The following is a 14,804-nucleotide window of genomic DNA, read 5'->3' as shown; positions in this document are numbered from 1 at the left end:
GGTTCCCGCGGCGCGGCCCTCGGCGCGTTTCGGGCCGGGCGGCGAGGAGCCTCGCGGGCCTGCCTAACCAGAAAGGCCCGGAGGCGCAAGGCGCGGATGGCGGCCCATGGCGGCCCGGCTCAGCCCCCGCGCCGGCCGCCCAGGGCGCGGCCCGCCACCACGCTCCCGGCCCCGAACTTCTCGCGCAGCGCCTCGATCGCGCGCCACTTCGCCGCCCGCCGCGGGGCGTCGGGATCGGCGAGGTCGCCGTGATCGGCGTCGGCCGCCCCGGCCAGGGGGGCGGCGCCGACGCCCAGCAGGCGGAACCGCGTGCCGTCCGCCGCGCGCGCGAGCAGCGGCCGGGCCGCCGCGAAGAGCGTCTCGGGCAGCAGGGTCGGCGCGGCCATCCGGGCGCTGCGGGTGATCGTCTCGAAGCCGGAGGTCTTCAGCTTCAGCACCACGCCGCCCGCCGCGAGACCCTTCGCCGCCAGGCGCTTCGCCAGCTTCTCGCAGATCCGCCAGAGCACGGCTTCCAGCTCGGCGAGGCCGGCGAGGTCCTCGTCGAAGGTGGTCTCGGCGCTGACGCTCTTCGTCTCGCGGTCGGGAACCACCGGCCGGCCGTCCTCGCCGCGGGCGCGCGCGGCCAGCGACGGCCCCTCCGCGCCCAGCCGCGCCACCGCCGCCCGGTCGTCGAGCGCCGCGAGCTGGCCGAGCCGCGTGATCCCCGCCGCCTCCAGCCGCCGCGCCGCCGCCGGGCCGATGCCCGGCAGCACGCCCACCCGCTGCGGCGCCAGCCAGCCGGCCGCCTCGCTCCGGCCGATCACCGCGAAGCCGCGCGGCTTGTCCCGCCCCGCGGCGAGCTTGGCCATCAGCCGGTTGCCCGCGAGCCCGACCGAGACGGTCACGCCCACCTCCCGCTCCACGCGCCGGGCGAATCGCGCCAGCACCGCGGCCGGCGGCGCGTGGTGCAGGCGCTCGGTGCCGGCGAGGTCCAGCACGGCCTCGTCGATGGACAAAGGCGCGACCAGGGGCGTGAGCGCCTCCATCATCGCCCGGATGCGGCGGCCCTCGGCCACGTATTTCGCGATGTCCGGCCTGATCACCACCGCGTCCGGGCAGGCCGCCAGCGCCTTGAACATGGGCATGGCGCTGTGGATGCCGTAGCCGCGCGCGATGTAGCAGCAGGCCGCCACCACGCCGCGCCTCGAGCCGCCGACCAGCACGGGCCGGCTCGCCAGCTCGGGACGGTCGCGCTTCTCGACGCTCGCATAGAAGGCATCGCAATCCACATGGGCGATGGTCAGCGAAAGCAGCTCGGCATGGCGCAGCAGCCGGCGGCCGCCGCAATGGCGGCAGGCGGCGTCGGGGCCCGGATCCTGGAAGCAGTCGCGGCAGAGCGCGTCCATGGCGCGAGCATGAACCCCGGGCGCGCCTCGCGAAAGCCCCCGGTGACCTCCGCCGCGGGCTGGTCCAGACTGCGCGCGGAGGAATTTCCATGAAGCGTCGTACCGCCCTCGCGCTGCTCGCCACCCCTGCCCTCGCGCATGCGCAGCCCGCCTGGCCCCAGCGCCCGATCCGCATCGTCGTGCCCTTCCCGCCCGGCGGCTCGAACGACGTGGTCGCGCGCCCGCTGGCCGAGAAGATGCAGCAGCGGCTCGGCCAGCCCGTGGTCATCGAGAACCGGCCCGGCGCCGGCGGATCGATCGGCGCCGGGCAGGTCGCGCAATCGGCGCCCGACGGCTACACGCTGATGGTCTCCAGCAGCAGCTTCGCCGCCTCGGCCGCCATCCAGCGCACGTCCTACGACGCCATCGGCAGCTTCGACACCGTCTCGCTGCTGGCCCGCGCGCCCTTCCTCGTGCTGACGAACAGGAACTTCCCGCCGCGCAGCATCCAGGAGCTCGTCGCCTATTGCCGCGCCCGTCCGGGCGAGGTGGATTTCGCGAGCTCAGGCCCCGGCGGCATCAACCACTTCGTCACCGAACTCTTCGCGCTCCGCGCGGGGCTGCGGCTGAACCACGTGCCCTATCGCGGCATGCCGCCCGCCGTGACCGACCTCATCGCCGGCCACGTGCCGATGCTGATCACGACGATGGCCAGCGCGTCGGCCGCCATCCGCGAGAACCGCGTGCGCCTGCTGGCCTATTGCGCCCCCGGCGCGCCCCCGGGCAGCCCGCCGGCGCCCCTGGTGAGGGAGGCGACGGGCATCGACTACGAATCCTCGATCTGGTGGGGGCTGCTGGGCCCGCGCGGCATCCCGGCCGAGCCCCTGCGCCTCCTCAGCGCGGCCGTCGCCGCCGCGCTCGCCGAGCCGGAGGTGGCGCGGGTCTACGAGGCCGAGGGTGCGACGCCCGGCGGCTCGACGCCGCAGCACTATGCGGAGGTGCTCCGGCAGGACATCGCGCGCTTCCGCGAGGTGGCGCAGGCGGCGAATATCCGGCTGGACTGAGCGCCGCCTTCCCTTTTTCGGAAGCCGCGGCAACCGCGCGGCATCCGCCGTCATTCAGCGCCCATGTCCCGCACGCTCCTCTCCGCGCTCATCCTTCTCGCCACGCTGCTGGTGCTCTTCATCCTGACGCCGGGCGTGCTGCTGGTGCTCTTCGCCGGCGCGTTGCTGGCCGTGGCCCTGCGCGCGCTGGCGGTCCCGATCGCGGCACGCCTGGGGGTCGGGGAAGGCTGGGGCGTGGCGGCGGTGGCGCTGCTCGCGCTCGTGCTGGCCGGCCTGGCCTTCTGGTTCGCCGCCGACGCGCTCTCCGCCCAGGCCGACAGCTTCCGGCAGGAGCTGCCGGGCCTCGTGCAGGGCGTGCAGGAGCGGCTGTCGCGCTATGGCTGGGGCCGCTGGATCATCGAGCAGGTCGATCCCCGCCGCCTCATGCCCTCGGGCGAGACGGCGGGCCAGGTGGCCAATTATGCCGTCACCAGCCTCGGCGGATTGCTCGGAGGGCTCGGCGACGCCGTGCTGATCCTGCTGCTCGGCCTCTATCTGGCGAGCGACCCGGCGACCTACCGGAAGGCCGCGCTGTGCCTGGTGGCCCCGCCGGCCCGGCCGCGCTTCCGAGCGCTGCTCGACGAGGCCGGGGAGACGCTGCGGGGCTGGCTGCTGGGGCAGCTCTTCGCCATGGCCGTCACGGGCCTCATCACCGGCCTGGGGCTCTGGGCGCTCGGCGTGCCGCTGGCCGGCCTGCTGGCCCTGATCGCCGCGATCTTCGGCTTCATCCCCTATATCGGGCCGGTGATCTCGGTGGTGCCGGCGCTGCTGGTGGCCCTGGGCGAGGATCCGTCGCTGATCCCCTGGGTCATCGGGCTCTTCGTGCTGTCGCAGAACGTGGAGGGCAACCTGCTGACGCCCATGGTGCAAAGCCGCACCGCGGACATGCCGCCCGCCTATCTGCTCGGCGCCCAGGCGCTGATGGGCTCGGGCTTCGGGCTGATCGGGGTGGTGCTGGCGGCGCCGCTCGCGGCGGTCGTCATGGTGGCCGTGAAGGTGGGCTATGTGGAGGGTTGGGTGGAGGCGCCGGCCGAACCCTCCGCCGGACAGGTCACGGCCGAGGGCGTCTGACGGCGCCCGCTACAGCCGCCGGACCACGTAGAGATCCTGGTGCCCCCACCAGTATCCCTCGTCCAGGTCGAGGAGCTCCAGGCCGGGAATGGCCGCGATCTCGGCCTTCACGAAGGACGGCATCACGATGGTCTGGCCGTATTCCGCCGTGGAGAGGTCGATCTGCTCGCTGGTCGGCTGGAACCAGAAGCCGGATTCCGGAATGTCCGGATAGCCGAAGTGCATGCGGCTCGGCATGCCCTGGGTGGTGAAGATCAGGATGCCGCCCGGCCGCACCGCCCGTGAGAGCCGGGCCAGCCACCGCCCCCAGCTCTGCCGCGGCATGTGGGAGAAGAAGGAGAGCGCGAAGGCCACGTCGTAGCTCCGCGGCAGCTCCAGCGCCTCGGGCGCCGGGGAGGAGAGCACGGGCCTGGCGCCGATCCGGTCGCGCAGGAAGTCCATCGCCTGCTCGTGGATGTCGCAGCAATCCATGTCGAAGCGGTCCATCTTCACGAGATGGCGCGAGACGCAGCCATAGCCGCAGGCGAATTCCAGGAGATCCATCCTGGCGCGGCCCGGCAGGTGCTGGCCCACGATGTGGCACAGGGTCCGGGCGGAATGGGCGCCGTCGCGGAAGTAGTACTTCACGCGGGCGGCGTCGGTGGTGAAGGAGGGATGCTGGATGACGAAGTTGTAGATATGGTCTTCCGGATGGATCGCCGGCGAGACGCCGTAGAGGGCGGCGCAATCGCGGATCGCCTCGTCGACGGCGGACAGTTCTGTGGCAGTCATGGTGCTTCCAGCTCGCAATGGGCTCCGGATTAGCAAAGGCGCCCCCCCGCCACAATCGACCCTGCCGGAGCGCGGGCGTGACGGCCAGGCCGGTTCGGCGCATGCTTCCCCCATGCACGACATCACGACCAAGACCGACCCTGCGCTCATGGCGGCGGAGGAGCTGCTGTCCCTCTATGCCCGCCGGGCGCTCTCGCCGGTCGAGGCGCTGAAGGCCGTCTCCGAGCGCATCGCGCGGTACAATCCCTGGGTGAACGCCTTCGCCGCGCTGAACCCGCGCGCCGTCCAGCAGGCCGGCGAGAGCGAGGCGCGCTGGATGGCCGGGCGCCCCATGGGCCAGCTCGACGGCGTGCCCGCCACCGTGAAGGACCTGCTGAACCTGGCCGGCTTCCCCACCCGGCGCGGCAGCCGCACGACCGACAACACGCCCGCAGCCGAGGACGCCCCCTCGGTGATGGGGCTGAAGCAGGCCGGCGCCGTGATCGTCGGCAAGACCACCACCACCGAGTTTGGCTGGAAGTCGCCGGGCGACTGCCCGCTGCACGGCATCACGCGCAACCCCTGGAACCGGGAGCGGACGCCGGGCGGCTCTTCGAGCGGCGCCGGCGCGGCGGGCGCGGCCGGGTTCGGGCCGCTGCATATTGGCACGGATGCCGGCGGCTCCATCCGCATCCCCGCCGCCTTCTGCGGGCTGGTGGGCGTGAAGCCGAGCTTCGGCCGCATCCCGCAATGGCCGCTGGGCGCCTTCGCCAATGTCGCGGTGGCCGGGCCGATGACCCGCTCGGTGCGCGACGCGGCGCTCATGTTCAACGCCCTCGCGCGGCACGACCTGCGCGACCCCTTCTGCCTCCCCGACGAGAAGCGCGAATGGCGGGACGGCATCGAGGAGGGCGTGACGGGGCTGCGCGTGGCCGTCGTCCGGCGCCTCGGCTTCGACGCCCCGCTGGATGCCGAGGGCGAGGCGGCGCTGGACGAGGCCGCGAAGGCACTGGAGGCGGCGGGCGCCATCGTCGAGGAGGCCGATCCGCGGCTGCCCGACACCCGCGCCATCTTCGGCCGCGTCTGGGGCGTGGCGCTGGCCCGGCTGGTCGCGACGGTGCCGGCGGAACGGCGCGAGATGCTGGACGACGGCATCCTGGAGGTCGCTCAGGCCGAGACGGCCATGAGCGCCGTGGACTTCCTGGGCGCCGACGCGCTGCGCATCGAGGCCGCCCATGCCATGGCCCGCTTCCACCAGGTCTACGACCTGATGCTCACCCCCTGCACGCCCACCGCCGCCTTCGCCGCCGACCAGCCGACCCTGCATCCGCAGATGGCGCTCTGGCGCGACTGGGCGCCCTGGACCTTCACCCACAACCTCACGCGCCAGCCGGCGATCTCCGTGCCCGTGGGCCTGGATTCCGAGGGCATGCCGCGCGCGGTGCAGGTGGCGGCCGCGCTCTATCGCGACGACCTCTGCTTCCGCGCGGCGCGGGCCCTGGAAATCGCGAGGCAGATCCCCACCGCCCCGATCTTGTAACGCAGACGTAAAACTGCTTTCTCCCCCCTCACGGAATTTGGGCGGAATGGCAGCATGCGGTTGGTGACCTTCACCCGCACCGGGCAGGTGCGGCAGGAAGTCGGCGCGCTCGACGCGAGCGGCGCCATCCTCGACCTGGGCGCCGTCGAGCCGCTGCTGCGCGGCCAGACCATGATCGACGTCGCCGCCGGCGAGCCCGCCTTGCTCGGCAAGCTCCGCGAGGCGGCGGCCAAGGCTCCGGTCCTGGCCGAGGCCACGCTCTGCGCTCCCATCCCCCGCACGCCGAAGAACGTCTTCTGCGTCGGCAAGAACTACCATGAGCACGCCAAGGAATTCGCGGGCTCGGGCTTCGACGGCGGCGCCAAGGACGTGGTGCCGCCCTATCCCGTGGTCTTCAGCAAGCCGCACACCGCCATCATCGCCCATGGCGAGCCGATCCTGGGCCATCTCGATCCGACCGGCGGGCTCGACTACGAGGGCGAGCTCGGCGTCGTCATCGGCAAGGGCGGCCGCGGGATTTCCAAGGCCGACGCGCTCAGCCACGTCTTCGGCTACACCATCGTCAACGACGTCACGGCGCGCCACCTGCAGAAGCGCCACAGCCAGTGGGTCCTGGGCAAGGGGCTCGACAGCTTCTGCCCGATGGGCCCCGCCATCCTCACCGCCGACGAAGTGCCCGACCCGACCCGCCTCACCCTGACCACCTGGGTGAACGGCGAGAAGCGGCAGCACGCGCCCGTCTCCGACCTGATCTTCGACATCCCGACCCTGATCGAGGCGATCAGCGTGGCCATCACGCTGGAGCCGGGCGACCTCATCGCCACCGGCACGCCGGCCGGGGTGGGCATCGGGTTCAACCCGCCGGTCTTCCTGAAGACGGGCGACGTCGTGCGGATCGAGGTGCCCGGCATCGGGACCCTGGAGAATCGGGTGGCCTGAGGGCCATAAGGCAGTCCCGTGACGGGAGGATGACGAATGCGTGCTCTGAAGCTTCTTCCTTTGGCGCGCCGCCGCTGCCTGATGGCGGCGCCGGCAACCCCGCCCGAGCGCCTGCCGGACGCGGCCTCCTTCTATGAGCCGCCGCGCGGCGGCGCGGAGGCGGAGATGGCCGAGGGCCGCCCTTGGCAGAGCGAGACCGTGACGCGGATCGGCCCCAAGGAATGAGCCGGGCGTCGCTGCCGCGGCGCCTCGTCCTGGCGGCGCCCTTCGCCGCCCTGCCCGCCCGGGCGCAGGACTTCCCGAGCCGGGCCGTCACCGTCGTCGTGGGCTTTCCGCCGGGCGGCCAGGCCGATCTCGCGGCCCGGCCCGTCGCCGGGGCGCTGGAGCGCCTCCTGCGCCAGCCGGTGGTGGTGCAGAACCGGCCGGGCGGCGCCGGAGCGATCGGGTCGGGCTTCGTCGCGCGCGCCCCGGCCGACGGCCACACGCTGCTGATGGCGCTCTCCTCGCTGGCGGTGATCCCCGAGGCCGAGAAGCTCTTCGGCCGGCCCCCGCCCTATGCCGTCGACCAGTTCGCGCCCATCGCGCTGGTCAATGCCGACCCGACCATGCTGGCGGTCCCGGCCAATGCGCCCTGGCGCTCCATCGCCGATTTCGTGGCCGATGCGAAGGCGCGGCCGGGCGACATCCCCTACGGCTCCTCGGGCGCCTACGGCACGCTGCATGTGGCCATGGAGATGTTCGCGAGCTCGGCCGGCCTCCGCCTGCTGCACGTGCCCTTCCAGGGCGCGGGGCCGGCCATCACCGCCCTGCTCTCGGGCGACATCAAGGCCCTGGCCTCGGCGCCCGGCACGCTGACCCAGCACGTCCAGTCCGGGCGGCTGCGCGTGCTGGGCTGCTGGGGCCGCGAGCGCGCGCCGGCCTTCCCGGAGGTGCCGACCTTCATGGAATCCGGCTTCCCGGAGGTGGAGTTCTACATCTGGGCCGGGCTCTTCGCCCCCGCGGCGACGCCGGCGCCCGTCGTGACCCGCCTGCGCCAGGCGATGCGCGCCGCCATGCAGGACGCGGACCTGCTGCGCGCCTTCGAGGCCGCCGGCTCGCCCCCGCGCTACATGGACGCGCCGGATTTCGCCCGATTCCTCGCCGAGGACAGCGCGCGTCTCGTCAGGGCGGTTCAACGGATCGGCCGGGTGGAGTAGCCTGTCTCCCATTCCATGGAGGCCCGCATGAACACCGAAACCACCGAAGGCAAGATCACCGCCTGGCTCGCCACCCAGCAGCAGGCGATGCTCGACGCCCTGGAGGCCATGGTGAACACCGACGGCGGCAGCTACGACAAGGCCGGCGTCGATGCGGTCGGCCGGATCGTCAGGGATTTCTGCGAGTCCCACGGCATCGCGGTCGAGACCGTGAAGGGCGAGAAGCATGGCGACTGCCTCCGCGCCGTGCTGCCGCATGAGGGGGCGGGCGCCATCCGCACGCGCGGCAACCAGGCCGCCAACATCGTGCTGATGGGCCATCGCGACACCGTCTTCCCGAAGGGCGAGCCGACCCGCCGTCCCTTCACCATCCGCGACGGCCGCGCCTATGGCCCCGGGGTCGCCGACATGAAGGCCGGCCTCGTGATGAACATGTTCGTCCTCGCCGCCTTCAAGAAGTTCGGCGGCGCGCCGGGCCCCATGGTCGGCCTCTTCACCGGCGACGAGGAGATCGGCTCCCCCGAGGGCCGCGCCGTGATCGAGGAGGAGGCGCGCGGCGCCCGCGTCGTCTTCAATTCCGAGCCGGGCCGGCTCACCGGCAACGTGGTCACCGGCCGCAAGGGCGGCGTCTTCAGCATCTTCGAGATCGAGGGCAAGGCTGCCCATTCCGGCGGGAATTTCGAGGCCGGCATCTCCGCCATCGGCGAGCTGGCGCACAAGATCGTCGCGATCCACGCGCTGACCGACCTCAAGCGCGGCATCACGCTCAATGTCGGCCTCGTCTCGGGCGGGCAGAGCGTGAACACGGTGGCGCCCTCCGCCGCCGGCCAGATCGACCTGCGCTACGTGAATCCGGCCGATCGCGACGAGATCATGGGCAGGATCCACGAGATCGTCGCGAAGAGCTACGTGCCCGGCACGAAGGCGAAGCTGACCATCAAGGGCGAGTTCCTGCCGCTGACCCAGGACGAGGCCGCCGCGCGGCTCTTCACCATGTATCAGGGCGCCGCCAAGGACGCCGGCCTCGAGGTGAAGGGCGAGTTCTCCGGCGGTTGCGCGGATAGCGGCTTCACCGCCGCCCAGGGCGCGCCGACCCTGTGCTCCGTCGGTCCGGTGGGCGGGCTCGCGCATAGTCCCGAGGAGTATCTGGAGGTCGCGAGCTTCGTGCCGCGGGCGCAGGCGCTCGCGCGATCCGTGCTGCGGCTGGAGAGCGCGGGGCTCTGACCTTCCGCGCGGGGGCCGTCCCCGCGCCTTCGCGGCCGGGAGCCCAGGGCAAGCGCCGGCCGCGACGGAATGTTGCAGCTCGGCGCCGGGCGACGTGCTATATTCCTTATAATACTATGTGAGCTTATCGATGTTCGTCTCCCTCGCTGCCTCCGGCAGGAAGCACCCGACGGCGCCCGGCCCGCGTGACGGCCGCCGCCAGGACGGGGCCGCGGCGGTTCCCGTCCTTGCCCTTCTGCTCTTCAGCCTCCTGGCCCCTGTTGCGGTCGGGCTGATGCCGCAGGACGGGCAGACGCAGTTCGCCATCATCGCCGCGCCCTGGAAGGGATCCGATGCGATGGTGGCCCTCGTGGCCGCGGCCGACGGCACGATCGTCGATGCCGGCGGCCTGCCCAACGTGATCTTCGCCCATTCCGACAGCCCCGGCTTCGCCGCCGCCGCCTATCGCGCGGGCGCCTGGCTCGTGCTCGATCCCGTGCTGCTGCGCGGCTGCCTCGGCTCCGGCGGAGGGGCCGGCTGATGTCCGAGCTCGACGGCCTCCGGCGACGCTTCGGCCGCGCCTTCGTCGGGCTGCTCTGGCTGCATGTCCCTGCGGTCGCGCTGAGCGCGGTCCTGCTGGGCCGCGCGCCGGCCGCGCCGGCCGCCTTCTCCGCCGCCCTGGTGGCCGCCTACCACCTCTGCTGGTGGCTCCGGGGCCCCGCGCCCGTGTCGCGCTACGTCTCGGCGATCGCGCTGATGGGGCAGCCGGCCCTGATGCTCTACCTGCTGGCCGGGCACGGCTGGCAGATGGACATGCACATGTACTTCTTCGCCGGCCTCGCCCTGCTGATCGGATGGTGCGACTGGCGCGTGATCGTGGTCGGCGCGGGGACCGTCCTCCTGCATCACCTCCTGCTGAACTTCCTGCTGCCGGCGGCGATCTTCCTCGGCGGGGCGGATCTCGCGCGGGTCTATCTCCATGTCGCGATCGTCCTGTTCCAGAGCGCCGTGCTCGTCGCGCTCTGCGTCACCCTGGTCCGGACCTTCCGCCGGATCGCGTCGATGAGCGCGGAGATCCGGCACCAGAACGAGACGCTGGAGCTGCGCGTCGGGCAGCGGACGCGGGAGGCCCAGGCGGCGAATGCGGCGAAGAGCATCTTCCTGGCCAATATGAGCCACGAGATACGCACGCCGATGAACGCGATCCTCGGCTTCAGCCATCTCGCCCTGCGCACCGAGATGACGCCCAAGCAGCGCGACTACCTCGTCAAGATCCGCTCGGCGAGCGGCGCCCTGCTGGGGCTGGTGAACGACATCCTGGACTTCTCGAAGATCGAGGCCGGCAAGCTCACCCTCGAGCGGGCGCCCTTCGACCTGCGGGCCACGCTCGACGGCGTCGCCTCCATCGCCGGCGTGCGGGCCCAGGAGAAGGGCGTGGGCCTGCGCTTCGTGGTCGATGCCGGGGTGCCGGCGGCGCTGGTGGGGGATTCCCTGCGGCTCAACCAGGTGGTGCTCAACCTGGTCTCCAATGCGGTGAAGTTCACGGAACGCGGCGAGGTGACGGTCACCGTCCGGCCGATGTCCCCGCCGGGCGAGGACATCGCGCTCGAGATCGCCGTCCGCGACACGGGAATCGGCATGACGCCGGACCAGCAGGCCCGCCTGTTCCGCTCCTTCACCCAGGCCGACAGCTCCACCACGCGCCGCTTCGGCGGGACGGGCCTGGGGCTGGCCATCAGCAAGCAGCTGGTGGAGCTGATGGGCGGCACGATCTTCGTGGACAGCACGCCCGGCGAGGGAAGCTGCTTCCGCTTCATCCTCCGGCTGGGCGTCGCCGATGCGGCGACCATCGCGCAGCGGCCGGCGGTGGAAGCCCTCTCGCGCCTGCGCATCATGGTCGTGGACGACAACGCCGCCTCGCGGGCGATCCTGCAGGAGATGTTCGCGGCCTGGTCCGTCGGGGTGGAGCTCTTCGCCTCCGCCGCCGAGGCGCTCAGCGCGCTGGACGACGCCGAGGCGAGCGGCGCGCCCTTCGACCTCGTCCTCATGGACTGGAAGATGCCGGGCATGGACGGGATGGAGGCGGCCAGGCGAATCCAGGGCAAGGCGCCCGGGGTCAGGACGCCGCTCGTCGTGATGGTGAGCGCCTATGGCCGCGAGGAGATCGCCGAGAAGGCCGAGGCGAACGGCATCTCGGCGGTGCTCGTGAAGCCGGTGGATCCCGGGCTGCTGCTGGACACGCTGACAACCCTCCTCGGCGCCGGCCCCGAGGCCGTCCCCACGCCGCCCGGCCCGGCCCCGATCCCGCGTGTCGCGCCCGAGTTCCACGGGGCGCGAGTCCTGCTGGCGGAGGACAACGAGATCAACCGCCAGCTCGCGGTCGAGCTCCTCACCGATGCCGGCCTCGTCGTCGAGATCGCGGAGAACGGCCGCGTCGCCTGCGACAAGGCCCTGGCCGAGCCGCTGGGCTTCGCCGCCGTGCTGATGGACGTGCAGATGCCGGAGATGGACGGGATCGAGGCCACGATCCGGATCCGCCAGCGCATTCCCGCGCAGGACCTGCCGATCATCGCCATGACCGCGCATGCCTATGAGCAGGAGCGGGAGCGCTGCCTGCGGGCCGGCATGAACGACCATGTCGCCAAGCCGGTCGATCCGGCGGCGCTGATCGCGACGCTCGATCGCTGGCTCGCGGCCGGCCCCGCCGCGCCTCCGCCCGCACCGGCGGCGCCCGATGCCGACGGCCTTCCCCCCGCGCTGCCGCCCTATGATCTGGAGGCCGCGCTCGTCCGCGTGAACGGGAAGCGGAAGCTCCTGCGCAAGCTCATCGTCGACTTCGGCGAAAGCTTCGGCGACACCGCCGCCACGCTCGCCCGGCAGATCGCGGAGGGCCGCCTGGACGAGGCCGCGCAGCTCACCCACGCGCTCCGGGGCACCGCGGCCTCCCTGGAGGCCGGCGGCGTGGCCGAGGCGGCCCTGCGCCTGGAGGATGCCCTCACCGGGCGGGAACAGGCCGATCCGGAACCGCGGCTGCGGCGGTTGGAGGAGGCGCTTCGCCCGGCCATCGCCGCGGCCCGGTCGCTGAGCACGGCGCGGGGGCGGGAGGCTTTGGCGCCCTTGCCGTAGCGGTGCGGCCGCCGATGCGGGCGGATCTTCTGACCCCTGACGCGGCGTCGATGCGCCGCGGTCGCCCTGTCGGCCGGCGCTACGCCGCGCCCTATTTGCTTTGCAAGCCGGGCAAAGAACTGGGCAGCATGCGGGGCCTAAGCCGCACGCCAGGCGCAGGAGGGAGCAGTCCGTGAATCCTCTGGCATTTCAGCAGCTTCGCCTTGAGCTCGCGCGGCGCGGCGGGCGTCACGCCGCGATAGCCATGGCCATGGCACCCGGAAAGGTGCATCAGCATCCTTCGGCCGGGCAACCGCCGGATGCAAAACCACGGCCGGCGCCCCCATGTCCCTGATCCTGATCCTCGACGACCGCGGCACCAACCGGAAGATCCTCGCCCAGCTCGCGGTGTCGGTGGAACCCTCGGCCGAGGTCGTCACCTTCGGCAATCCGCTGCTCGCGCTGGCCTGGATGGACGGGCATCAGCCGGACCTCGTCATCAGCGACTACCGCATGCCGCATCTCGACGGCGCCGAGGTCGCGGGCCGCATCCGCGCCAAGGCGACCGGCGCCGACGTGCCCATCATCGTCGTGACCGCCTACAACGATCCCGTCTTCCGGCTGCGCGCGCTCGAGGCCGGCGCCACGGACTTCCTGGTCTCCCCGGTGGACCATGCCGAGTTCCGCACCCGCGTGCGGAACCTGCTGGCGCTGCGCCGGCACCAGCTCCAGGCCCGCCGGCAGGTGCAGGCGCTGGCGCGCGATCTCGAGGCCTCGGAGCGCTCGCGCCACGCGCTGCTGCGCGAGAGCCGCGAATCCCTGGCCCAGCTCATCGACACCGTGCCCGCCATGATCAGCGCGACCGACCGCGCGGGAAAGCTCATCTTCGTGAACGCCCGGCAGGCCACCATCGCGGGCTCCACCCCGGCCGAGCTGGTGGGCCACGGCGCGCTGCGCATCCTCGGCCAGGCGCGGCTGGAGCGGGGCCTTGCGGCCGATGCCGAGGTCTTCGCCTCCGGCCTGCCCATGGCCGGCTTCGAGGAGGAGCTTTCGGACGGCCAGGGCGGCTCGCGCACGCTGCTCACCACCAAGGCGCCGCTGCGCGACGGCGAAGGCCGGGTCACCGCCGTCGTCACCACCTCGATCGACATCACCGACCGCAAGCGGGCCGAGGAGCAGCTCCTCTACCTCGCCCGCCACGATGCGCTGACCGGCCTGCCCAACCGCTCCATGCTGGGCGAGCGGCTGCGCGACCGCTGCGCGCAAGGCCGCCAGGACGGGCGGCAGCCGCCACGCCCCGGCGGCCGACGCGGCGAGGCGGCCTTCGCGCTCCATATCCTCGATCTCGACCGCTTCAAGGCGGTGAACGATGCCCTGGGCCACGAGGCGGGCGACCGGATGCTGCGCGACGTGGCGGCCCGCCTCACCGAGGCGGTCGGCCCCGACCACCTCGTCGCGCGGCTCGGCGGCGACGAGTTCGCCATCCTCCAGGCCGAGATCGGGGCCGCCCAGGAGGCCGCGCAGCTGGCCCTGCGCGTCCAGGAGGCGCTGGAGCGGCCCTTCACCGTGCTGGGCCGCAGCGTCCAGGTCGCCGTCAGCATCGGCGTCGCCCTCTTCCCCGGCGACGCCACCTCGGCCGAGGAGCTGCTGCGCCACGCCGACCTCGCCATGTCGCGGGCGAAATCCGAGGGCGGAAAGGGCTACTGCTTCTTCGACCCCGCCATGGACCACGCCGCCCGCGAGGCGATGCAGCTCGAAGCCGACCTGCGCGGCGCGCTGGCCAGGGGCGAGTTCGAGTTGCGATGGCAGCCGCAGGTGTGCCTCTCCACCGGCCGCATCGTCGGCGCCGAGGCCCTGCTGCGCTGGAACCATCCCGAGCGCGGCCTGCTCGCCCCCGGCGCCTTCCTGGGCGCCGCCGAGGAGACCGGGCTCATGACGCCCATCACCGCCTGGGTGCTGCGCGCCGCCTGCCGCCAGGGCGCGGCCTGGGCCCGGCGGCCCGGCGGCGGCGTCCGCGTCTCGGCCAATATCTCGCCCTCGCTCTTCCGCCAGGCGGATGTGCGCGGCATGGTCGCGGCCGCCCTGGAAGAGGCCGGGCTCGCGCCGGCGACCTTGGACCTGGAGCTCACCGAGCGCGTGCCCATGGACGACCTGGAGAAGGTCGCGGCGACGCTGCGGGAGCTGCGCGAGCTGGGCGTCTGCCTCTCCATTGACGATTTCGGGGTCGGCTATTCCTCGCTCCTCTACGTGAAGAGCTTCCCGGTCCAGCGGCTCAAGATCGACCGCTCCTTCGTCGCGGAGCTGCCGGGCAACGCCGTGGATGCCGCGATCGTCGCGGGCGTGGTCTCGCTGGGCCGCAACCTCGGGATGCGGGTGGTGGCCGAGGGCATCGAGACGGAAGCGCAGCTGGAGGCCGTGCGCAGGCTCGGCTGCGACGAGATCCAGGGCTTCTTCGTGAGTCACCCGATCACGGCCGCGGCGCTGGAGCGCCGGCTGGCCGGGGCCGAGGCCCCGGTGCCCGGCACGTGACGCC

Annotated in this window: 12 protein-coding genes; 10 read left to right on the top strand and 2 right to left on the bottom strand. The window is 72.7% G+C overall.

Annotated elements, in window-relative coordinates:
- Positions 1-119 precede the first annotated feature (119 nt).
- Positions 120-1,385 carry a DNA polymerase IV gene (locus EJV46_RS03040; protein WP_131547104.1) on the bottom strand — a complete coding sequence of 422 codons (1,266 nt, stop codon included), beginning with the start codon at positions 1,383-1,385 and terminating at the stop codon, positions 120-122.
- Positions 1,386-1,474: 89 nt separating this feature from the next.
- Here EJV46_RS03040 and EJV46_RS03035 point away from each other — a divergent pair, with 89 nt between their 5' ends.
- Both EJV46_RS03035 and EJV46_RS03030 read left to right on the top strand, forming a co-directional pair.
- Positions 1,475-2,428, top strand: coding sequence for a tripartite tricarboxylate transporter substrate binding protein (locus tag EJV46_RS03035; protein WP_131547103.1), 954 nt, complete (start codon positions 1,475-1,477; stop codon positions 2,426-2,428).
- A gap of 63 nt (positions 2,429-2,491) precedes the next feature.
- Positions 2,492-3,538, top strand: coding sequence for an AI-2E family transporter (locus EJV46_RS03030; RefSeq protein WP_131547102.1), 1,047 nt, complete (start codon positions 2,492-2,494; stop codon positions 3,536-3,538).
- A 9-nt stretch (positions 3,539-3,547) separates the two neighbouring features.
- Here the strand turns inward: EJV46_RS03030 and EJV46_RS03025 are convergent, their stop codons facing one another.
- Positions 3,548-4,309, bottom strand: coding sequence for a bifunctional 2-polyprenyl-6-hydroxyphenol methylase/3-demethylubiquinol 3-O-methyltransferase UbiG (locus EJV46_RS03025; RefSeq protein WP_165585298.1), 762 nt, complete (start codon positions 4,307-4,309; stop codon positions 3,548-3,550).
- A 112-nt stretch (positions 4,310-4,421) separates the two neighbouring features.
- Between EJV46_RS03025 and EJV46_RS03020 the strand changes: the two genes are divergently transcribed.
- From EJV46_RS03020 to EJV46_RS02985, 8 genes are all read left to right on the top strand, one after another.
- Positions 4,422-5,828, top strand: coding sequence for an amidase (locus EJV46_RS03020; RefSeq protein ID WP_131547100.1), 1,407 nt, complete (start codon positions 4,422-4,424; stop codon positions 5,826-5,828).
- Positions 5,829-5,882: 54 nt separating this feature from the next.
- Complete coding sequence (locus EJV46_RS03015) at positions 5,883-6,767, top strand: fumarylacetoacetate hydrolase family protein (protein WP_131547099.1); 885 nt, start codon at positions 5,883-5,885, stop codon at positions 6,765-6,767.
- A 36-nt stretch (positions 6,768-6,803) separates the two neighbouring features.
- Entirely contained in the window at positions 6,804-6,992 is a 189-nt protein-coding gene (locus EJV46_RS03010; protein WP_131547098.1) for a hypothetical protein, read from the top strand.
- On the top strand, positions 6,989-7,963 hold the full coding sequence (locus tag EJV46_RS03005; protein ID WP_131547097.1) for a tripartite tricarboxylate transporter substrate binding protein: 975 nt from the start codon (positions 6,989-6,991) through the stop codon (positions 7,961-7,963). Before EJV46_RS03010 ends, EJV46_RS03005 begins: the two co-directional genes overlap by 4 nt.
- A 27-nt stretch (positions 7,964-7,990) precedes the next feature.
- Positions 7,991-9,187: a M20 family metallopeptidase gene (locus tag EJV46_RS03000; protein ID WP_131547096.1), complete on the top strand. Its 1,197-nt coding sequence runs from the start codon at positions 7,991-7,993 to the stop codon at positions 9,185-9,187.
- A 130-nt stretch (positions 9,188-9,317) separates the two neighbouring features.
- Positions 9,318-9,707, top strand: a complete 390-nt coding sequence (locus EJV46_RS02995) for a hypothetical protein (RefSeq protein WP_131547095.1) — start codon at positions 9,318-9,320, stop codon at positions 9,705-9,707.
- Positions 9,707-12,292, top strand: coding sequence for a response regulator (locus tag EJV46_RS02990; RefSeq protein ID WP_131547094.1), 2,586 nt, complete (start codon positions 9,707-9,709; stop codon positions 12,290-12,292). The genes EJV46_RS02995 and EJV46_RS02990 overlap by 1 nt, the downstream gene beginning before the upstream one ends.
- Positions 12,293-12,616: 324 nt before the next feature.
- The gene (locus tag EJV46_RS02985; protein ID WP_131547093.1) at positions 12,617-14,800 is read left to right on the top strand and encodes an EAL domain-containing protein; all 2,184 of its coding nucleotides are present in this window, start codon (positions 12,617-12,619) and stop codon (positions 14,798-14,800) included.
- Positions 14,801-14,804 lie beyond the last annotated feature (4 nt).

It is taken from the genome of Roseococcus sp. SYP-B2431 (assembly GCF_004336745.1).
Taxonomy (GTDB): domain Bacteria; phylum Pseudomonadota; class Alphaproteobacteria; order Acetobacterales; family Acetobacteraceae; genus Roseococcus.
This window is presented reverse-complemented; position numbering and strand designations above follow the sequence as displayed.